Annotated in this window: 16 protein-coding genes; 7 read left to right on the top strand and 9 right to left on the bottom strand. The window is 64.7% G+C overall.

Features of this window, described 5'->3' with window-relative positions; genetic code table 11:
* Positions 1-20: 20 nt before the first annotated feature.
* The 5 genes from DB708_RS23860 to dnaK all read right to left on the bottom strand — a co-directional run bounded on the left by DB708_RS23860 (position 21) and on the right by dnaK (position 7838).
* Positions 21-3296 (bottom strand): LuxR C-terminal-related transcriptional regulator, encoded by a 3276-nt coding sequence (locus tag DB708_RS23860; protein WP_235616923.1) that lies wholly within the window; start codon positions 3294-3296, stop codon positions 21-23.
* Between the two features lie 429 nt (positions 3297-3725).
* Positions 3726-4112, bottom strand: a complete 387-nt coding sequence (locus DB708_RS23855) for a heat shock protein transcriptional repressor HspR (RefSeq protein WP_108925948.1) — start codon at positions 4110-4112, stop codon at positions 3726-3728.
* Positions 4112-5290 carry a molecular chaperone DnaJ gene (gene dnaJ, locus DB708_RS23850; protein ID WP_108925947.1) on the bottom strand — a complete coding sequence of 393 codons (1179 nt, stop codon included), beginning with the start codon at positions 5288-5290 and terminating at the stop codon, positions 4112-4114. The genes DB708_RS23855 and dnaJ overlap by 1 nt, the downstream gene beginning before the upstream one ends.
* Positions 5291-5343: 53 nt before the next feature.
* Positions 5344-5979, bottom strand: a complete 636-nt coding sequence (gene grpE, locus DB708_RS23845) for a nucleotide exchange factor GrpE (RefSeq protein WP_108925946.1) — start codon at positions 5977-5979, stop codon at positions 5344-5346.
* Positions 5976-7838: a molecular chaperone DnaK gene (dnaK, locus tag DB708_RS23840; protein WP_108925945.1), complete on the bottom strand. Its 1863-nt coding sequence runs from the start codon at positions 7836-7838 to the stop codon at positions 5976-5978. The genes grpE and dnaK overlap by 4 nt, the downstream gene beginning before the upstream one ends.
* A gap of 409 nt (positions 7839-8247) precedes the next feature.
* Between dnaK and DB708_RS23835 the strand changes: the two genes are divergently transcribed.
* A complete protein-coding gene (locus DB708_RS23835) occupies positions 8248-9420 on the top strand; it encodes a sulfotransferase family protein (RefSeq protein WP_108925944.1) in 1173 nt (390 codons plus the stop codon).
* Position 9421: 1 nt separating this feature from the next.
* On the opposite strand, the gene DB708_RS23830 is transcribed toward DB708_RS23835, so the two are convergent.
* Positions 9422-10315 (bottom strand): LysR family transcriptional regulator, encoded by an 894-nt coding sequence (locus DB708_RS23830; RefSeq protein ID WP_108925943.1) that lies wholly within the window; start codon positions 10313-10315, stop codon positions 9422-9424.
* A 141-nt stretch (positions 10316-10456) separates the two neighbouring features.
* On the opposite strand from DB708_RS23830, the gene DB708_RS23825 reads away from it, so the two are divergent.
* Both DB708_RS23825 and DB708_RS23820 read left to right on the top strand, forming a co-directional pair.
* A complete protein-coding gene (locus DB708_RS23825) occupies positions 10457-11947 on the top strand; it encodes an aldehyde dehydrogenase family protein (protein WP_108925942.1) in 1491 nt (496 codons plus the stop codon).
* 10 nt (positions 11948-11957) lie between these two features.
* On the top strand, positions 11958-12908 hold the full coding sequence (locus DB708_RS23820; RefSeq protein WP_108925941.1) for an amidohydrolase family protein: 951 nt from the start codon (positions 11958-11960) through the stop codon (positions 12906-12908).
* A 1-nt stretch (position 12909) separates the two neighbouring features.
* On the opposite strand, the gene DB708_RS23815 is transcribed toward DB708_RS23820, so the two are convergent.
* Complete coding sequence (locus DB708_RS23815; protein WP_235616922.1) at positions 12910-13473, bottom strand: nucleotidyltransferase family protein; 564 nt, start codon at positions 13471-13473, stop codon at positions 12910-12912.
* A gap of 246 nt (positions 13474-13719) precedes the next feature.
* Here DB708_RS23815 and DB708_RS23810 point away from each other — a divergent pair, with 246 nt between their 5' ends.
* The 4 genes from DB708_RS23810 (at position 13720) to DB708_RS23795 (ending at position 17112) form a co-directional block, all read left to right on the top strand.
* Entirely contained in the window at positions 13720-14307 is a 588-nt protein-coding gene (locus DB708_RS23810; protein ID WP_108925939.1) for a hypothetical protein, read from the top strand.
* Positions 14308-14322: 15 nt separating this feature from the next.
* Positions 14323-14823, top strand: a complete 501-nt coding sequence (locus DB708_RS23805; RefSeq protein ID WP_409347631.1) for a hypothetical protein — start codon at positions 14323-14325, stop codon at positions 14821-14823.
* A 97-nt stretch (positions 14824-14920) separates the two neighbouring features.
* Positions 14921-15409, top strand: a complete 489-nt coding sequence (locus tag DB708_RS23800) for an oligopeptide transporter substrate-binding protein (protein ID WP_108925937.1) — start codon at positions 14921-14923, stop codon at positions 15407-15409.
* Between the two features lie 68 nt (positions 15410-15477).
* Positions 15478-17112 (top strand): Hsp70 family protein, encoded by a 1635-nt coding sequence (locus tag DB708_RS23795; protein ID WP_108925936.1) that lies wholly within the window; start codon positions 15478-15480, stop codon positions 17110-17112.
* Here the strand turns inward: DB708_RS23795 and iniC are convergent.
* Both iniC and DB708_RS23785 read right to left on the bottom strand, forming a co-directional pair.
* Positions 17106-18611, bottom strand: a complete 1506-nt coding sequence (gene iniC / locus DB708_RS23790) for an isoniazid-induced dynamin-like GTPase IniC (RefSeq protein ID WP_108925935.1) — start codon at positions 18609-18611, stop codon at positions 17106-17108. The two genes, DB708_RS23795 and iniC, sit on opposite strands and share 7 nt — an antisense overlap.
* A complete protein-coding gene (locus DB708_RS23785; protein WP_108925934.1) occupies positions 18608-20449 on the bottom strand; it encodes a dynamin-like GTPase family protein in 1842 nt (613 codons plus the stop codon). The genes iniC and DB708_RS23785 overlap by 4 nt, the downstream gene beginning before the upstream one ends.
* Positions 20450-20489 lie beyond the last annotated feature (40 nt).

Raw genomic sequence — 20489 nt, 5'->3', positions numbered from 1 at the left:
AATTGCGGCGTGATCGCCCGTCACAGCGATGGTGCGGATTCAGTCTTGAAGATGTGGTGGTTGGCAAGGTTCGCCAACTGCACGCGTGAGTTGATCCCGAGTTTGGTATAGATGTGGGTGAGATGCGAGTGTATCGTCCGGATCGACACGAACATCAGCGCGGCAATCTCCTTGGTGGACAAACCTTCTGCGACGTGTTCTGCAACCTCGAATTCAGTGGGAGTGAGCGATGCCCAGCCGCTGGCCGCCCGCTTCTTCTGGCCGCGACCCCGCTGTGCATAGGCGATGGCTTCCTGCACACCCAACACATCGCCTTCAGCTAAGGCTGCAGCGAGATCAGCATCGCCCAGGGCACTACGCGTCACCGCAAGCGCAGCGTCATACTCGGCTTGATATATCGTGAATCGCTCTTCGCTGCTCCGTTCACGGATAGCATTGGCCGCTCCGAGCAGTCGAGCTGCGCAGCGGTAATTCTCTTCGTGGGCGGCAACCGCGCCAAGGCACTCGATTATGTCGGAGACCCCGAGAAATGCCTCAACTTCAACGGCTTTCGTGAGCGCCGCGCGCACATCGCTTTCAGCGCGGGACCACTCACCTTGCGCTGACCAGATCCGCGCGCGCGTCGTCAATGTCTGTGCGAGGTGCCAGCCCGAAGATGATGATATCGCCTCGTCGGCTTTACATTTGGCCGCAGAAAGATTGCCGCGTGCAAGTTCTATTTGGGCCGTATACGCGTTGATTCTGGCCATCATGCTGGGGTGGGTTCCCACCAGCTGAGGCGCTGCGGCAATTGCCTTGCCAGCCATCGGGATATCACCTGCTGACAACGCGGCAGCCGCCAAGGCGCCCTGCGCAAAGCCTTCGTACCATGGCCCCATGACGGCAGCTGTTCCGAGGGCATCGCGTGCTGCGGTGATTGCGCCGTTCGCCTCTCCGCTATATGCCAGTCCGCGTGACAGATTTACCAGGACGATCGTGTACCACAACGGGTCACGCGCTGCTTCGGCCTCGTCTGCCATGTCGCGCAGCGTGGCAATTGACGGTTCGAGTTCGCCTTTGAGCATCGTTGCCACAGCGACGCTCCAGCGGCAGTACCGGGCAGAGAGGCGGTCGCCGCCCGAATGCGCAAGGTCTCTGCCTTCCTCGGCCGCTGCAAGCATGGTGACCGGGTCACCCGCCACGAGCGCACTGTAAGCCTGCCATCCGAGGACGTGGGTCAGTCTCCACCGCGCGTTGATCGATCTCGCTGCGCCTAACGCCTCAGCGAAGTAGGAGCGTGCGGCGTCTAGGTCGTAACCGCTCGTTGCCCCGCAGGCGGTGAGTGCACGTACCAGCAGATCGGGGTCGTTGAGCCTTCGCGCAGTCTCCAACGCCTCATGCGCCAGCGCAGTACTGTCGACAGCACCAACCCACGCGTCCAACCCCGCTTTGTCGGCTAGCGCGCGCGCTCGCACAACCTGCGTAACTGCCTGATTGCACCCGAGGTTCGCGGCCAAAATGGCGTCGAACCAACGTAACCCCTCTTGGATTCGGCCGCGCGCGAGCCACATTGGTTGCAACAACGATGTCAGTCGCAGTGCCGAAACAATTTCAGCGCTATCGCAGTACCAGGTAAACGCGGCCTTCAGATTGTCGAAGTCACGGTCGAGTTGCTGGACGTGCTGCTCATCTCCACATCGTGCGGGCGTCTCAAAAGCACCCGCCATGTTCATGTAGTAGTCGCTGTGACGACGCGCTACGAGTTCGTACTCACCAGAATCACGAAGCACGTCGAGCGCGTATTGGCGCATTGTCTCAAGCAACCGGTACCGGGTTCGGCCGTCAATGGTTTCCGCCACGACAACCGACTTGTCGACCAGCCGGCTGAGCCTACGGGTGACATCGGCGCGCTCCTCGTGATCAGCCCTGCCTACGACCTTCGCGGCGCTCACGGTAAACCCGCCCCTGAATACCGCCAGCCGACGAAACAGAACACGTTCGGGTCCAGTCAGCAAACGATGAGACCAGTCGATCGAAGCCCACAAAGTCCGTTGGCGGCTAGTGGTGGCTCGCACGCCCCCGTCCAGACGAATGAAGGTCTCGTCCAAGCCGTCCACGATCTCACCCAAGGACATATAACGAACTTGTGCTGCAGCCAACTCGATCGCCAGTGGCAGTCCGTCGAGACGGCGGCATATGTCCTTCACTATCTCGCGGTGACCGTCGGAAAGATCGAAGTCCGGCTGGACATCTCGGGCGCGATCGGCGAATAGCTCGACGGCTTCATCATCCAGTGACATCCGTGGTACCCGCCAACGAATTTCCCCCGCGAAACCAATCGGTTCACGGCTGGTGGCCACAATGGTCAATCTCGGACATTGCGCGAGCAGTCTCATGACAACGGCTCGGCAAGCGTCAAGCAGATGCTCACAGTTGTCGAGCACGATCAGGGTCTGCCTGCCCCAGAGGAAGTTCGTCAGGGTAGCGATCGTCGAACTCCTGGGCTGGTCGGGTGAGGTGATCGTGCGTGCGATCGCCGTCTCCACACCGTGTGGTTCGGTGACGGGCCCCAGATCGACAAACCAGACGCCATCGGCAAAGTTCGCCGCTGCTGCTGCCGCCGCCTGTATGGCCAGGCGGGTCTTCCCGGCACCGCCCACACCGATCAGCGTCACCAGCCGGCTGCGGTGAATCAGTTCCTGCACTTCGCTCAGGCGTGTACCACGGCATACGAAACTGACTAGCTGCAAAGGAAGTTGGCGCGCCAATGAGCTGTCGGATGAGCGCAGAGCCGGGAACTGGATGCGTATCCCCGGACGGCACAGCTGAAAGACTCGCTCCGGACGAGGTAGATCCCGCAGATGGTGCGTGCCCAGGTCCATCAACCAGACATCAGCGGGTAGGCAGTCGACGACAAGGTCATGCACTGTCCCTGATAGGACGGTCTGACCACCATGAGCCAAGTCGCGCAACCGAACCGCGCGGTTGAGGGCAGCACCGACATAACTGGTTTCATTGCGCAGCTGCACCTCGCCGGTGTGCAGACCGATACGCAGCTGAAGCGGGGCCAGCGGCGCGCGCTGTAGCTCCAACGCACATGCGACGGCATCGGTGGCGCAGGTGAATGCCGCCATGAAACTGTTGCCAATGCCTTGCTCGGCTAGTTTGACGCCCTGGTGGTTCCCGACGATGCTCGGCACGGCCGCATCGAGTTGGGTTACTGCTGCCTTCATGTCCCGAGGGTGCGACTGCCATAGTTGCGTCCATCCCGCTACCTCGGCGAGCAATAGTGTCACCGTTCCAGTTGCGAGAACCATATTGACATTCTGATCACTTCTATGAGCGGTCCTGAAGGCGGAACTGTCGGTATCAAAAGATGCTGTCATCCCTATTCGGGTTCTTGACAATCCACCAGCGGATGTACGGGGCTGACATCCGATACTAAGGTACAGGCTCCTCGTCGGTGCGGGTCGAATGAAGCTGAAAGAGTTGGGCATTAAGCCGTGCTGTCTGCTGTCAGCCGGCAAGCCATTGAGGGAGGCTGAATTCGACCGACTACTGCGCGGTTCCTCTGTTTCACATTTGAGTTTGCCCTGCCGAAACAAGTAAGGCGATATGAATTGCGTTGACGGCCGGCACCCGGCCCTCTGTTCTGCTCTCAAGGCGGGATGCGACGCTCCTCGAATACACCGAAAACCCTTGCTGCCCAAGCCGACGAGGCAAAGGGTGCCGCTGATGGCGGTCGACTAACGACCTCTACGTGGCTGCCACACCACCAGCGCCGTGCTCTTGGGCACCACCGCGATATCGCGGCGCTGCTTACCTCGCAACACGGCTACCTCCTCGGCCATTTCCTTGAGCCGCGACTGCAGCGCCTCGACCTGGTTGGTCAGCTCGATGATGCGCTTGATGCCGGCGAGGTTGACGCCTTCGTCCTGCGAGAGCCGCTGCACCTCGCGCAGCAGATCCACGTCGTGCTGCGAATAGCGCCGCCCGCCACCGGAAGTGCGGCGCGGGATGACCAGTCCGAGGCGATCGTAGGTACGCAACGTCTGCGCATGCATGCCGGCCAGCTCGGCCGCCACCGAGATCAAAAACGTCCGGGCATCTTCTCGCTTAGGGTTTTTCGCCATCAGCGATTACCTGCCCATCCTGCCCGCGGGTTGAAACCACTGGACTGCTCGGCCTCCGCATACGCCTTAAGCGCCTCCTCCGCAGCGCCTTCCAAGTTCGGCGGCACAGCGACTTTCACGGTGACAAGCAAGTCCCCGCTGCCACCGCTGCGCTTGGGCACACCGCGTCCACGCACCCGCAGTATGCGGCCGTCGGCGGTGCCTTTGGGCACCCGAACGCCGACCTTTCCGTCCAGTGTGGGCACTGAAAGCGTTGAACCCAAAGCTAATTCGCTGAAGCTGACCGGCACGGTGACGGTAAGGTCGTCGCCGTCGCGGGCGAAGACCTTGTCCGGCCGCACATGCACCGTCACGTACAGATCACCCGACGGTGCACCGCGTAAGCCCGCCTCACCCTGCCCGGGTAACCGGATACGTTGTCCGTCTTCGACTCCGGGTGGGATCCGCACATTGATGGTGCGGGTGCGGGTGGTGACACCGGTACCTTTGCACTCGTCGCAGGGGTGCTCGATGATCGAGCCGATGCCCCGGCAGTCGGTGCAGGGCTCGGAGAATCCGAACGCCCCCTGGTTGCTGCTGACCACACCGGCGCCGTTACAGGTGGGACACACCTTCGGGCTGGTGCCCGGGCGTGCCCCGCTGCCATGACAATTCGTGCACGGCGCCGGGCTGGTGAGTCGCAGCGGCATCGCGACGCCATTGGCGGCCTCGACGAAATCCAGCTCGGTCTCGGTTTCCAGATCGTTGCCGCGCCGGGGCCGGCTGGGACGAGCGCTCGCGCCCCGTCCGAACAGACCGCCGAACAAGTCACCGATGTTGGTCCCGCCGCTACGGCCCGCGGCGTCGAACAAATCGTTGAGATTGAACTCGGCGCCGTCGCCACCCACGTTGAAACCACCGAAGCCGCCGGTGTCGAACCTTCGACCACCAAGGCCACCGCCGGCGAAGAGTCGACGGGTTTCGTCGTACTCCTTGCGCTTGGCGGTATCCGAGAGCACATTGTGTGCTTCCGACACCGCTTTGAACCGTTCACCGGCGGCGGGGTTGTCGGGATTCGCGTCCGGATGCAGATCACGCGCCAACTTGCGATAGGCGCGCTTTATCTCTTCGGGGCTGGCGTCGGGGGAGACGCCAAGCTCCTTATAGAAGTCCTTTTCGACCCATTCACGCTGAGCCATGTCGCGTCACCCCCTCTCACCTTTCGCTGTTTCCGTAGTCCTGATTCTGTGCCTTATTCACCGGAGGTGTCGTTATTTTCGCCGGTGTCGCTGTCAGCGGCGGTCTCGTTCACCGCGCTGGTCTCGTCACCCACCGTGTCGACGACGCCGACCAGCGCGTGGCGCAGCACGCTTTCGCCCAGCTTGTAGCCCTGTCGCATCACGGTGCCGATCACCGGTCGAGAGCCATCGCCCTCGTGCTGAACCGCCTCGTGCAGCACCGGGTCGAAATCTTCGCCTTCGGCGCCGAACGCCACCAGCCCGAGCCCGGTCAGTGCGCTTTCCAGCTTGTCGGCTACCGACTTCAGCGGGCCCGACTCCAGGTCACCGTGCTTGCGCGCACGATCGAGATCGTCGAGTACACCAAGCAATTGGCTGACAACGCCGGCTTTAGCCCGATCCGCCGCGGCCTGCTGATCGCGAAGCGCCCGCTTGCGGTAGTTCGCAAAGTCGGCCTGCACCCGCTGCAAATCGGCGGTCAGCTCGGCGACCTTGCCGGCGTCTTGCTCCGTCGCGGAACCCGCCGGGACGGTTCCTCCCGGCTCCCCTTGCTGGGGGCCGGGAGGGACGTTCCGTACTTCTCCGGTCTCGGGATCAATCCGCCGCTTGTCGGTCACAGTTACCTGTTCCTGCGGATTGCCTTCGGTCACTTGGACTCCCGGTCGTCGTCGACCACCTCCGCGTCCACGACATCATCAGCGGAGCCGGATGAGCCGCCGGACTCGGGGCTACCGGGCTGCGGCCCGGCCGCCTGAGTCGCTTCGTAGATCGCCTGACCCAGCGCCTGAGACTCCTGGCCCAGCTTCTCCATTGCCGACTTGATCGCCGAGATATCGGTGCCGCCCAGTGCCGACTTGGCATCGGCAATCGCGGCGTCGACCTTGGTCAGCGTGTCCTCGGGGACCTGCGACCCGCCCTCGGCTTCACGCTGCTCCTTGACGAACTTCTCCGTCTGGTAGACCAGCGATTCCGCCTGGTTGCGGACGTCCGCCTCTTCGCGACGATTGCGGTCCTCCTCGGCGTGCGCCTCGGCGTCCTTGATCATCCGGTCGATCTCCTCCTTGGACAGGCCGGAGCCCTCCTGGATTTTGATCGTGTTCTCCTTGCCGGTGCCCTTGTCCTTGGCCGTGACGTGCACGATGCCGTTGGCGTCGATGTCGAAGGTGACCTCGATCTGCGGGACGCCTCGCGGAGCCGGCGGGATACCGGTCAACTCGAAGGAGCCCAGCAGCTTGTTGTGCGAAGCGATTTCGCGCTCGCCCTGGTACACCTGGATCTGCACCGACGGCTGGTTGTCATCGGCCGTGGTGAAGGTCTCCGAGCGTTTGGTCGGGATCGTGGTGTTGCGTTCGATGAGCTTGGTCATCACGCCACCCTTGGTCTCGATACCGAGGCTCAGCGGCGTCACATCAAGCAGCAGAACGTCTTTCACCTCACCCTTGAGGACACCCGCCTGCAGCGCGGCACCAACGGCCACGACCTCGTCGGGGTTGACGCCCTTGTTGGGCTCCTTACCACCGGTCATCTCCTTGACCAGTTCCGACACCGCGGGCATGCGGGTGGAACCACCCACCAACACCACGTGGTCGATCTCGGACACCGAGATGCCGGCGTCCTTGATCACGGACTGGAAGGGCTGAAGGGTGCGGTCCAGCAGATCCTGTGTGATGCGCTGGAATTCGGCGCGGGTCAACTGCTCGTCGAGGAACAACGGGTTCTTGTCCGCGTCGACGGTGATGTAGGGCAGGTTGATCGAAGTGCTCTGCGAACTCGAGAGCTCGATCTTGGCCTTCTCGGCGGCCTCACGCAGCCGCTGCATCGCCATCTTGTCCTTGGTCAGGTCAATTCCGCTGGTGCCCTTGAACTTATCGACCAGCCATTCGACCACGCGGTCATCCCAGTCGTCCCCACCAAGGTGGTTGTCACCACTGGTCGCGCGGACCTCGACCACGCCCTCGCCGATCTCGAGCAGCGAGACGTCGAAGGTGCCACCGCCGAGGTCGAAGACCAGGATGGTCTGCTCCTTCTCGCCCTTGTCCAAACCGTAGGCCAGTGCCGCCGCGGTCGGCTCGTTGACGATGCGCAGCACATTCAGGCCGGCGATCTGGCCGGCTTCCTTGGTCGCCTGACGCTGGGCGTCGTTGAAGTAGGCGGGCACGGTGACGACCGCGTCGGCCACGTCCTCGCCCAGGTACGCCTCGGCGTCACGCTTCAGCTTCATCAGCACGCGGGCACTGATCTCCTGAGCGGTGTATTTCTTGTCGTCAATCTCGATGGACCAGTCGGTGCCCATGTGCCGCTTCACCGAACGGATGGTGCGGTCGACGTTAGTGACCGCCTGGTTCTTGGCGGGCTGACCGACGAGCACCTCACCGTTGCGCGCAAAGGCGACGACGGACGGGGTGGTGCGTGAGCCCTCGGAGTTGGCGACGACGACGGGGTCGCCACCCTCCAGGACTGCTACGACGGAGTTGGTGGTCCCGAGGTCGATACCGACCGCACGAGCCATAGTGATTCCTCCTGACTATGTAGAGCTTGTTTGGTGCCACTATGCTGAGTGAACCCCGCTCAAGCCTGCCTTTGGGGGCGTCGGCCTGTCAACCCAGTATTGAGTCTGGGTCACTCAACTTGTCGATCATGCTAACGGCTGGCATCGGCAGCTTTGTTCCCGGGGGTCTGAAAATTCTTCCGGTAGTCATCGCCACCCCTTTCCACCAGGCCAGACGGCGTCGAACCAAACTCGCCGCGTCATGGAAATGACGTTCTCGTTAATTTGCCATGTGTAGGACAACTAAGCAGTAGCGTCTGCACTGTTGTGCATCTGTCCTAGTCCTCCACGAGAAGGGCGAAAGCGTCATGGCTGCTCCGCGGGTCGTCGTTGCGCAGCACGCAACGCATGAGTGTTGTCCCCGACTGCGATGAAGGCCGGACGTTCGGCATCGCGATTGGCGTGGTGGCACGAGTGGGCCGCACCGCTGTGGATCGGTTGCAACTTCACTGCCTGGACGCGCCTGCTGATCCGCAACCGCTTCGCCGTGCACTGGAGCCGCTGGCACTACGCGGCGCTCTACACGGTGCTCAGCGTCGTCAACTCTTTTCTGGGGATGTGCCAACGGATCGTATTCGGCAGGCGCGTCGCCAACACGGCGATCGGCGATGCGCCGATCTTCATCGTCGGGCACTGGCGCAGCGGCACCACCATGCTGCACGAAATGATGGTCCTCGACGACCGCCACACCGGTCCCACGACCTACGAATGCATTGCGCCGCACCACTTTCTGCTGACCCAGCGGTTTGCCCGATTCGCGGAATTCCTGACGTCGAAGCACCGCGCCATGGACAACATGGACATGAGCATGGCGCACCCGCAGGAAGACGAGTTCGCATGGTGCATGCTGGGCCTGCCCTCCCCGTACCTGACCATCGCGTTCCCGAATCGGCCGACCCAGGACGAGCAGTACCTGGACATGGACAAGCTGAGCGCGCGGGAACTGGAAACGTGGAAACGGACCCTCTTTCGGTTCGTTCAGCAGGTGTACTTCCGCCGCCGCAAGGCAATCGTCCTCAAGAGCCCGACGCACAGTTTCCGGATCAAGGTGCTGCTGGACATATTTCCGCAGGCGAAGTTCATCCACATCGTGCGCGATCCCTACGTCGTATATCCGTCGACCGTCAATCTTTTCAAGGCGTTCTCGCTTGTCCACGGCCTGCAACGGCCGACGTTTGAGGGATTGATCGAAAACGTGCTGTCCACCTACCTCGACCTGTACCGAAAGCTGGACGAAGGCCGCGAACTCGTCGACCCATCAAAGTTTTACGAATTGCGCTACGAGGATCTGGTCGGCGATCCCGAGGGGCACCTGCGCAAAATGTACGAGCACCTGGACCTGGGCGACTTCGACCGGTACGCGCCGCGGCTTCGCCAATACCTTGCCGACAAGGCAGCCTACCGGACGAACACCTACGAGATGACGACCGAACAGCGTGCGATCGTCACGGAGCGCTGGGCCGAGGTCATCGATCGCTACGGCTACGGGGTGGCGGCTAAGGGCGCGGCGCTAACGTGCGAAAAGGCATCCTTCGCAGGGTAATTCAGCGGGAAGCGATTTCCTCGATCAGTGCGAGCACGGCGCGGGTGGCCGCGCTGGTCGATCGGGCCGCGGACGTGGTGACGAACAAACGCCATTCCAGGTCGTAGTCGCTCACCCGCAGCGTGGCCAAGCCGAAATCATCGATCTCGTCGAGGATGGTCCAGCTCAGGAAGCCGATCCCCAGACCGTTGCGGATGTAGGTGGCCGCCGTGCCGAGGTCGGCGACCTCCACCGCGACGGTCCGCTCGACGCCGGCGGCGGTGAACGCATTGTCGATCACGGTTCTGGTGCCGTATCCCGGTGGGCTGTCGACGAACGACATTCCCGCCAACTCGGCCAATGGCACCGAATCCCGTTGGGCGAGTGGATGATCGGCCGGCACCACTAGAAGCAGCGGGACGGCCGCAACGAGCCGGGCATTCAGGTCGGCCGGCGGCGGCCCGGTGAAGACGAGAAAGGCAACGTCGAGATCACCGTCGCGGAGCTGGCCGGCGAGCCCGGCCGAGCCGGCGCTGGCGGCACGCAAGTGCACCGTCACCCCGGGATGCCTGCTATGCAGTTCGGCCAGCACCGCGGGCATGTCGATCACGCTGATCGACGTCAGGATCCCCACCGCGACAGTGCCGCGTACAGAGCCGCGGGTGGCGTTGACAGCGTCCTTGGCCGCGCGGGCGGCGTCCAGAGTTTCGCGGGCGCGGGGTCGCAGCTCCTCTCCTGCGGGAGTCAGCTCCACTCCCGCAGAGCCCCGGACGAATAGCTCGGCGCCGAGTTCGCGTTCCAGGGCCTTGATCGTCGCCGACACACCCGATTGGACGACGTGCAGTTTCTTCGCTGCCTCAGTGAAGCTCCTGTTGTCCGCGACCGCCAGAAAGTACTCAAGATGGCGAAGCTCCATACAGCCATTATCACCGACTGTGCTGAGAGCCATCAAAACTTTTCGTTGGCCCTGATGTGGCGGGCAAACGTAGCGTCGTTTTCGTCGAGCGTGCCGTATCGCCCGTCGACCATCCCACCCCCGACCTTGCTGGACGTGCCAATGACTCTGCAAGCTCCCCCCCTGACCAGAACCCGAACGCGTTGGTCGTCTCCCTCCACCGACGACCAATTCGTCGTCGAGAACCCCGCCACCGGCCGGACCATCACCGTGGTCCAGGGAGCGGGGCCCAACGAGGTTGACCAGGCGGTGCGCAAAGCCCATGCCGCACACCTGCGCTGGAAGCAGCGGCCGGCCCGGGAGCGCGGTGCCTACCTGCGTGAGATCGCCAAAGTCATCCGCGCGCACGCGGATGAACTCGCGATGCTCGAGTCACGGGAAATGGGCAAGCCGATCGCCCAAGCGCGCCAGTTCGACCTCGAAGCGGCGATCTCCATCTTCGAATACTTCAGCAGCATCGTGGAGGCCTTGCCGAACCGGGCGCGCGACCACGACACCGTCCTGGACGTCACCACCCTCGAGCCGTACGGGGTGATCGCCGCCATCGTGCCGTTCAACTGGCCACCCATCCACACCGCCGGAAAGATCGCTCCGGCACTGGCTGTCGGCAATGCCGTCGTGGTGAAGCCACCGGAGCAGGCGCCCTCGGTGGTGCTGCGCATGGTGGAACTGATCCAGTCGGTGCTTCCGGACCGCGTAGTGCACGCCGTGCCCGGCAGGGGCGAGGTGGGTGCCGCCCTGGCCGGACACCGGCTGGTGGGCAAGGTCTCCTTCACCGGATCGCCGAGGACGGGTTCGGCAGTCATGCGCAATGCCGCCTGCAACCTCACCCCGACGCTGATGGAGCTGGGCGGAAAGAACCCGTTAGTCGTGTTCGATGACGCCAACGTGCACGAGGCGCTGTTGGCCGCCATTGACGGTGGTTTCTTCAACCAGGGCGAAGCGTGCACCGCGTCGTCGCGAATCCTGGTGCAGGACACGATCTATGAGCAGTTCGCCGCGAAGTTGTGCAAAGCGGTGACTCGGTTGCGGGTGGGCGACGGCGCCGACGCCATGACCGATGTCGGGCCATTGGTCACCCGCGCGCAGCAAAAGCAGGTGCTGGACTACCTCAAGCTCGGCGTGGCCGAGGGCGCGCGCATCGCGGCCCAGGCGCCGCTGCCCGAAGATCCCCGCCTGGCCGACGGCTTCTACGTATCACCAACCGTGCTGACCGACGTGACTCCGCGGATGCGGATCGCCCGGGAAGAGATCTTCGGTCCCGTGGTCACGTTGATCCCGTTCTCCGAAGAAGCTGAGGCGGTGCGAATCGCCAACAGCACACCGTTTGGATTGGTGGCGGCGGTGTTCACCCAGGACAGCGACCGCGCGTTGCGGGTGAGTCGGCAGATCCGGGCCGGCGCTGTGTTCGTCAACAACTACGTCCGGATTGCGATCGGCACCGGATTCGGCGGGGTCGGCCACAGCGGATTCGGGCGCGAGCACGCCGAGGAGACGCTGAGCGAATACGGGTACACCAAGACGATCCGGTGGGCCGCCAAACGCGAAGAGCTGCCCTATTGGACCGCGGCCAGCCGGGTGCTGGCGACCTAAGGACAACTAAGTGCGAACCATCGCACTCGAAGAGCATTACGCCACAGCGGGATTCCTGCGCGGACCGGGCAGCTGGCTCGCGTCGCGCGCGGGCGTGATCGAACCCATCGCCGATCTCGGCGATGGCCGCATCGCGGCGATGGACGAGGCGGGTGTCGATCTGGCGGTGCTCTCGCTGGCCGCGCCCGGCGTCGAACAACTCGACGGCCCCAAGGCCGCCCCGCTGGCCCGCGAATGCAACGACGAACTCGCGGCAGCGGTCGGCCGGTATCCCGGTCGGCTGGCGGGCTTCGCGACCATGCCGATCAGCGCGCCCGATGCGGCGGCCGACGAGCTGGAGCGAGCGATGCTCAAGCTCGGTTTCCTTGGCGCGGTGATCAACGGGCACAGCCAAGGCCGCTACCTGGACGACCCCTACTTCGAGCCGGTTCTCGATCGCGCCGCGGCGCTGAATGCTCCGATCTACCTGCACCCGACGATCCCGCCGACGGCCGTCATCGAGTCCAGTTACGCGGGGTTCGCGCCTGAAGTCACGTTCGCGCTGGCAACGGTGGGGTGGGGCTGGCACATCAACACCGCCACCCACGTGCTGCGGCTGATCCTCGGTGGCGTGTTCGACCGCTATCCGGAGTTGCAGGTAGTGATCGGGCACATGGGCGAGGCGACGTCGTTCATGCTGCCGCGATTCGACGCCACGTTGAAGCCGGAGCTGACCGGGCTCAAACACCCCGTCAGCACCTACCTACGACAGAACCTGACCTACACCTTCGCCAACTTCAACGACGAGGCGATGTACGCGAACCTGGTCGCACAAGTCGGCATCGACCGGGTGGCGTTCTCCGCCGACTATCCGTTCGGATCGATGAAGGCGGCCCGCGCCTTTATGGACAACCTCCCCCTGACCGACGACGAGCGGGCACGCATCAGCCACCGCAACGCCGAGAAGCTGCTGGGTCTGTGAGCTAGCCGGACTCGTCGACGTCCTGACCGCCGGCGAGGTCGGTGCAGTCGACGATCTCGACGTCGCGCCTGCTGCGCAGATACGCCCCGGCGCCTTGGTCTCCCGATATTTGGGCCAGTACCTCGGGCCAGTGCCGCCGCGCGATGACGACCGGGTGCCCGGGCCGGTCGCCGAAGTGTGCGCGTGCCAGACCGCTTGGCGAGGCGGTCGCGCGGCCCAGCACCCGCGCCACCACGGCGGGGCCTACGTCGGGGGTGTCGATCACATGCAGCACCGCGTAGTCGGCGTTCATGCGGTCGGCCTGAGCCAAGCCGTCGCGCACCGAGACGCTGAGCCCCTCGTGCCAAAGCGGCGCGGTGATCGCCGTGACCCCGGGCGGGGCCGGGACCTCGGCGGCGCCCATGACCAGAACGACGTCGGTGCAGCCCCCGTCGCGCAGCGCGCCGACCGCGATCTCCAGCCAGCCCTGGACCAGGATTTTCGGCTTGCCGTACCGTCGGCCGGCACCCGCGGCCAGCAGGACTCCGACGTGCCGTGGCGGATCCGTGAACTGCGACAACCCCACCCTTCTATGATGGCATTCACTTGCTCGCTCGGCGAGCGACCAACGACGCGGGCGCCGATGCCCAAGTCCGCCAAGCGGTTCCATCGCTGAGGCTGGTGACACCGTGGGTCAGCGGCCGCGGACATTTCCTGCCACTCGGCGATAACACTTTGCTATCAGCGACATTTCAAAAGCGCGTCACCCCGGCACCTTGCCCCACCTCGTGCGTAATCTACGACTGATATCTCCGAACTTCGGGAGTGACGCGTGCGGTTTTCGCAGAACGCAAGGCGAGGCCTGGCGGGTGGTTCGCTGGTGCTCGCGGCCCTGCTGGCTAGTCCCCTGCTGACTTCGGGCTGCAGCTCCGTCATCGAGGGCCGGCCGGTCGCCGCGCCGGGTACCGGGCCCACCGAACCCTCGTTCCCCACGCCGAGGTCGAGCAGCGCGGCGGCACCGTCGAACCCCATCGCAGCCCCACCGACCACGCCGGCCAACCCGACCGCACCGGCCGGCGCCATCCCGCTGCCGCCCGATCAGAACGGCTATGTCTTCATCGAGACCAAGTCCGGCGTGACGCGCTGCCAGATCAACAAAGACAGCGTCGGGTGTGAGGCTGCGTTCACCGATTCACCCCTGCAGGATGGTGAGCACACCAACGGCGTCAACATCACCTCCGGGGGCTCTGTGCAGTGGATTTTGGGCAACCTGGGCGCCATTCCCACCGTCACGATCGACTACAAGACCTACGACGCTCAGGGCTGGACGATCGACGCGTCGGAAGCGGGCACCAGGTTCACCAACAGCCACACAGGCCACGGCATGTTCGTCAGTGTCGAGAAGGTCAGCACGTTCTAAGCGCGGGTCAGTACGATCGGTGCCGTGGCAGGCCCGCCGGACAACTTCAACAATGAGCCGACGCGGTACAGAGACGTCGGTAGTGGCGATCGCCCGCAGGGCGATGAACCGCCGCCGCGAGGTCCCGACCGGTTCGAGGGTGAAGCATCGCTGGATCCTTTCGACGACGAGGGGACCGAGCCCACCGCCTGGTATCGCCGGCCTGTGGTGCTCATCGGCTGGGGCTTGATGGTCCTGATCCTGATCGCACTGATCGTCTACGGCATCATCGAGCTCATCGGAGACCAGGGCACCGGCAGCACGCCGAGCACCACCACGACGCCGTCGCACACCACCACAACGACGACCACGACCACCACCACGCCGCCGTCGACCACCACACCCACCACCACCACCGCGCCGCAGACCACCAGCACTGCGGTCGCCCCGCCGACGCAACAACCGACCCGCCAAGAGCCAACGCGTCGGCATCACTGGCCGTCCTGGCTGCCCACGACCATCCCGGCCCTGCCCTAACGAGTTGGTTGCAATTAGGTCAACGTTTGACGGCCGATCGGAACCCGAGCGTGTGGGAGCCGCGTCCCCCCAACCACCGCCAGTAGTGTCGGCGACCATGGCAAGGCACGCGCCGGCGGACTATGGCGTCGATGAGCCGACCGTCTACATCCATTACGGCGACGACGTGTACGGCCCCGCGCAGCCCGTGACCGACGACCCGATTCCCGGTTGGCGCAAACCATTTGCGTTGGCCGGGTGGGGCATCCTCATCGCGGTTCTGATCGCGCTAATCGTCTGGGGCATCATCCAGCTCGCGCAGGGGCCCCCGCCACAGGAGCCGATCACCCGCACCACGCCCGTGCCCACCACGACGACCACCCGGCCGTCGAGCAGCGCGAGCGTGACTCCCCCGCAATCGAGCGATCCGGCTACCACGACCACCGCACCTGAAGCTCCGACGGCGTCCACCGAGGAATCGACCCCGACGACCACGCCGACCACCCCATCGAGCGAGGCGTACCCGCTGCCGCAACTGCCGTCGGTGATCACGCTGCCGGCACTGCCCGGGCTACCGACCGAGATCACGTTGCCGCCCGGCCTGTGAAGAGGGCTTCCACTTAGACTCGCGGGAACCCACAGTCACATGTACGACAAAACACAGGGGCAGGCCAGATGAGCGAGTCGCTCGGGTTGTCGATCGGGGTGGCCAACCTGGTCGCGGCCCGCGCTGATCGCGACGCGGTGACTCGCCGATCCGTGCTGACGTTGTTCGACCAGCAGGCATCCGAAGCCGGTCTGCCGGAGGAAAATCCGGACCCGGCTCAAGCCGGCCTGGTGATGCGCGGATTCGTCGAACGGGTCGGTGACCGAACTCCGTTGGTGGCAGCGGACGGGACGAAGTACCTCGGGGACGCGCTGACGGTCGAGGCGCTCGAGGCAATGGCGCGCGCTGTCGACTACGGCACGCCGGTCACCATCGCGGTCCCCGCGTACTGGTCACGGGAGCAGTCCTCGGCCCTGCGTGAGGAATTCTTCGCCCAGCCGGGACTGGCGCCGGGCGGCGTGCCGCCCGCCCTGATCTCTGATGCCACCGCCGCGCTCACGGCGCTGCGGACCGAGCCGGATTTCCCGACGCAGGGTGTCGTCGCGTTGTGCGACTTCGGCGCCAGTGGCACCACCGTGACGCTCTGCGACGCCGGGTCGGACTTTGCACAGATCGGCCCGTCGGTTCGTTACCGGGATTTCTCCGGCGACGCGATCGACCAGCTCATCCTCGACCGGGTGCGCGACAGCGCGCCGAGCGACAGCTCCGGTGGCCAGGCAAGCACGACCCGGATGGGGTCGTTGGCCCGCCTGCTCGACCAATGCCGGACCGCCAAGGAAAGTCTGTCGACGGAGACGATCACCACCGTCCCGGCGGTCACCGGCGAGGATATCGAGCTGTCCCGCAACGAATTCGAGGACCTGATCTCCGGACCGCTGGACGAATTTGTCGCAGGCGTCGAAGACGTGTTGCAGCGCAACGAGATTCCGAAGACAAAGCTGGCCGCTGTGGCCACCGTGGGTGGTGGTGCCGTAATCCCGCTGCTCGGCACCCGCCTTTCCCAACGTCTCGAAGCGCCGATCCGCACCGCGCCGCAGCCGGGGTTGAGCGCCGCGATCGGCGCGGCCGCCTTCGGTGAGCAGCACCCCGCGGCCGGCGCGGCGACGGCCAGTCCCGCCGTCGAGAACCCGACGCAACTGGCGAGCGCTGCACCGGCAGACATGACCCAAGCCCTCCCCGGCGCCCGGATCGAGGAAGAGCGCCCGCTGGCTTGGTCGGAGGACCAAGACGAGGACGATCCGGTCCCCTATAGCGGCCCTGAGCACAGCGGCCAATATATCAGGGACGCAATGGGATTGGACTACGCGGACGACGATCCTTACGCGGCCGAAGCCGGCCCGTGGTACAAGCGCACCGCCGTGGTCTTGAGCCTGGCCGGTGCGGGCATTGCCATCCTGGTGGCCACGGTGCTGGCGTTGACCCTGGGCGAAGATAACACCACCCCGGTCCGGACCCCGCCGACCCAGCCAACGGCACCGCCACCCGAGCAGACCGTAACCGTGACCGAGCCAACCGAGACGGTGACCGCACCGCCGCCACCGTCGACGACAACCACCGAGGCGCCCACAACGACTTATCAACCACCGCCCACCACGACCTACCAACCTCCGCCCACCACGACGGCTCCACCGGTCACCACGACGGTTCCGCCGCCGCCGCTGCCGACGGAACGGGAGCGGCGCTGGCCGTGGCGGCGCTACTGAGGCTGGATGCGGGAACCGTGCGCGGCGAAGTCGGCCACTATCGCCTCAGCGCTGCGCACCGCGGCACGGCACGCCTTGGTGGTGAACGGGTCGTTGAGCGGATGTTCGGCTCGGCGGCGCCAGCGTTGTGCCGCGGCGAATGCGGCCCGCGGGCCCTCCTGGGGGTCGGCGTTCTCGGAATTCAGACCCAGCCTGCTGGCCGGCCGAGTGCCCGATCCACCGATGATGCGGCGCAGTGACGCTGCCTCTTCTTCATTCAATGATGTTGGGCGAGAAGCTAATTGACTAAGCATCCGAAGCTCTTCGAAACCATGGGTGTCTGCCAGCAGCGGGTCGATATCGGCGATGACGTAGGGCGTCGCGACGATCGGGAAGACCTCTACAAATCGACGCAATGACACCAGCGCGGTGTGCGCCTTGAGCATGTCGGAACGCTGCGCGAATTGCTGATCGATGACCTCACGCAAAGCCACCAGCCCACTGCGCTCCAGCAATTCGTCGGCGAGCCCCGCCGCATCGGCGACTCCGGCGGCCAGCACGGCGAGCGAAATCCGCAGGCCGAACATGCCGAACCGCTCCAGCAGCTGGGCGCGGGTCGCCGCGTCGACGGGCAGCGGGCTGTCGACCCGGACGAAGCGGTCCACGCTGAGCATGGCCTTGCCGAGCATGGCCTTGTCGGCCGCGGCGAGCTTCTGCAGTGCGATGAACTCACTTTGGCGCAGCGTGCGCGCGGTCAGCGCCAGCAGCCCCGACACCGGCACCACCGCCTGGCAGATGCCGGTCTCGTTCATCTCTTTGGTGAATCGCCGCGCCACGTCGGCTGCCGAGAGCATCGCATCGATGCGGCCGGCGCCGATCTCGTCGGCACGTGACGCCACCCCGATGATGCCCAGCGCACCGCCCGACCCGCCAACGAGTTGCCCAATCTGCTTGAGCAGGGCGATATCTGCGGCGTTGAGGGTGCGCAACAGGAACACCACGGCGTCCACCCGCGGCACCCCATCGGGCGGTACCAGTAGCCGCAGCGTGCGCTCGGAGGCCTCACGCGTCAACGACGACGTTCCGGGGGTGTCGATAATGGTGGTATCGACCAGTTCTTCGGCGGGCCATTCGACGTCCAGGTCGGCCACGTCGGCGGGGTTGAGCGCCCGAAAATCGAACGTCAGCCCACCGCTGTGGCTAATCGGCACATTGGAATGCCTTCCGCCCCAATGGTTGGCGGTGACCTTCGGGGTGGAACCGTGGCGGAACCACGTCACGATGCGGGTAGCCTCGGTGGCGTCGGTAGGTGCGATGTCTTGACCGACCAAAGCGTTGAGCAGAGTGGACTTTCCGGCTTTCAGCGTGCCGGCCAGCGCGATGCGGATCGGTTCGTTCAGCCGCGCGCCGATGCGCTCTAGTTCGTAGAAGACCTCGGGCCGTTGCCGGAATGCCGGCTCACTACGGTAGGCCTGGATGGTCCCGCCCAGAATCGCACGAACTCGATCGCTAGTGCTCACACCCGTCCTACGGTCACCTGTGGCGTTAGTTTGTCCACATTGTCGGTGACTTGGTTCAAGATATTCAACTGCCGCTCGAGTTCACGGACTTTGGTGTCGCGTTCGGCTTCTTCGACGTGCGCCGAGGCGACGGTGGACTGCAGCGATTCGTTGAGCGATCGGGTGATCTCGTTGGCGATGTCGCGGTAGTGGTCGCGCAGCGCGCGGTGGATGATCTTGAGCCTGTCTCGAGATTCCTTGCCGACCACGAACGAGATGTCGTCGACGAAGCGCCGCACATTGGTTTTGGCCTCGGCGCGCGCCCGCAACAGCCGATTCTCCTTGTCCTCCTTGTACGCCATGCGGCCCAGGATCAGCCCGGCGCCCACGGACAGCGGGTTGAACAGGCCCAGCCCCGCTACCGAGGACAACATGCCGATCATCACCACGCCACCGTACGAACCACGCAGACCGCTCACCATTTTCTGGCCCTTGCCGGCCGGTTTGGAGTCCAGCTCGGACACCGACTTGAGCCGGCCGAAATCCTCACCCATCGCACGTTGGCTCAGCTCAGGAGTCATCACCGAATCCAGTCCCGCCGCGGCGAACGAACGGCCGACGTCGTCGGCCAGCTCCTCGGCGCGTTGGTAGGCCCACACGAAGTTGTCCCCGACGGCGGTGGCGACCGCGTCCTCGACGTCGGCGCCGATCTCGGCCCAATGCCTCGTCGGGTCACACGAATCGATCTGGCGCTCGATGTCCTCGGTGAGCGAGCGGAATCGAGCCCGCATGTCGTGGTCGACGTCGGTGCTCAGGTCGGTGAATCCGTCGTTGAGCACCTGCTGCCACAGGGCGGTTTGTTCCAGCGCGTCCAGCGCATCGCGCTTGCGCCGCTCCAGGTCCTCGGCAAGTCGGTCACGCAGTCCCGGATCGTTGACGACCGCGAGTTCAGATCCCGCAGACATCGCCAATTGTTCTGCAGCCGAACGGATATCGCGTAACACCTCGTCGCGCACCCGATCGCTCTCCCGGGACAGCACCTTCTCGCTGAGGAATTTGACGATCGCCGGGAAGTTGGATTCCTCGTTGAGTTCGCCGTCGTTCTGCGTGACGGCGTGGCTGCGCAGCAGCGACGACACGGGCAGGATCGGCATCGGTACGCCGGTGCGCTGCAGGTGCGCGGTGTTGGCGCCGACGATGTCGCGCCAGTGCGGATAGAGATCAGTTTTGGTGGCCGCCAACACCCCAACGGGGCAGATCCGGTGTGCCTGCCGGATGAACCACATCTCCGGTTCGGTCAACTCCTGGCTGGTGTCGCTGACCATGATCAGCGCGTCCGCGTTGGGCAGCAGTCCAAGCGTCGCCGACAGGTGCGGCTGCCCGTGGGCCCCTACACCGGGAGTGTCGATGAACGCCAGCCCGCCTTGCAGCAGCGGGCTGGGCGCACCGATTTCGACGCGCAGCACCTCGCAACTGCCGGCTTGCGGCGCTCGGCGCAGGTCCTTGTTGATGTCGTCGATCGCGATGTCGACGGGCGCGGGCTCGCCGTTGGGTCCTGCCGCCACGATCAGCCGTGCCGACGGCGGGTCGCCGTGGCTGACGACCGTGATGACCACGGTGGCCTCGTCGTCGCCGACTCGCGCCACCGGCAGGTTGAGCAACGAGTTGAGCAGCTGACTCTTGCCCTGTTTGAGTTGCCCGGCGATGACCACCCGGATCTGCGGGTCGGTGATGCGTTCGCGCGCCCGCGCCAGTCGCTGCGCGAGATCATTGCGCTCGTTCAGTTCGGCGATGGCAGTCGTGTGGTCGATCAGCTCGACGATCACGCTGACCCGTCGAGGGTCATTGGGTTGAGTCACCGCGCTTCCCCACTTTCTCGCATCTGCGATTACGGTATGC

Origin of the sequence: Mycobacterium montefiorense, from assembly GCF_003112775.1 — a bacterium.
In the GTDB taxonomy this organism is placed as follows: Bacteria; Actinomycetota; Actinomycetes; order Mycobacteriales; family Mycobacteriaceae; genus Mycobacterium; species Mycobacterium montefiorense.
This window is presented reverse-complemented; position numbering and strand designations above follow the sequence as displayed.

Excerpts from the sequence above, each read along its gene's own strand:
- DB708_RS23830 (WP_108925943.1), bottom strand. The coding sequence starts at position 10,315 with ATGGAGCTTCGCCATCTTGAGTACTTTCTGGCGGTCGCGGACAACAGG.
- DB708_RS23855 (WP_108925948.1), bottom strand. The coding sequence starts at position 4,112 with ATGGCGAAAAACCCTAAGCGAGAAGATGCCCGGACGTTTTTGATCTCG.
- DB708_RS23825 (WP_108925942.1), top strand. The coding sequence starts at position 10,457 with ATGACTCTGCAAGCTCCCCCCCTGACCAGAACCCGAACGCGTTGGTCG.
- dnaK (WP_108925945.1), bottom strand. The coding sequence starts at position 7,838 with ATGGCTCGTGCGGTCGGTATCGACCTCGGGACCACCAACTCCGTCGTA.
- DB708_RS23800 (WP_108925937.1), top strand. The coding sequence starts at position 14,921 with ATGGCAAGGCACGCGCCGGCGGACTATGGCGTCGATGAGCCGACCGTC.
- dnaJ (WP_108925947.1), bottom strand. The coding sequence starts at position 5,290 with ATGGCTCAGCGTGAATGGGTCGAAAAGGACTTCTATAAGGAGCTTGGC.
- DB708_RS23835 (WP_108925944.1), top strand. The coding sequence starts at position 8,248 with ATGAAGGCCGGACGTTCGGCATCGCGATTGGCGTGGTGGCACGAGTGG.
- DB708_RS23795 (WP_108925936.1), top strand. The coding sequence starts at position 15,478 with ATGAGCGAGTCGCTCGGGTTGTCGATCGGGGTGGCCAACCTGGTCGCG.
- DB708_RS23860 (WP_235616923.1), bottom strand. The coding sequence starts at position 3,296 with ATGGTTCTCGCAACTGGAACGGTGACACTATTGCTCGCCGAGGTAGCG.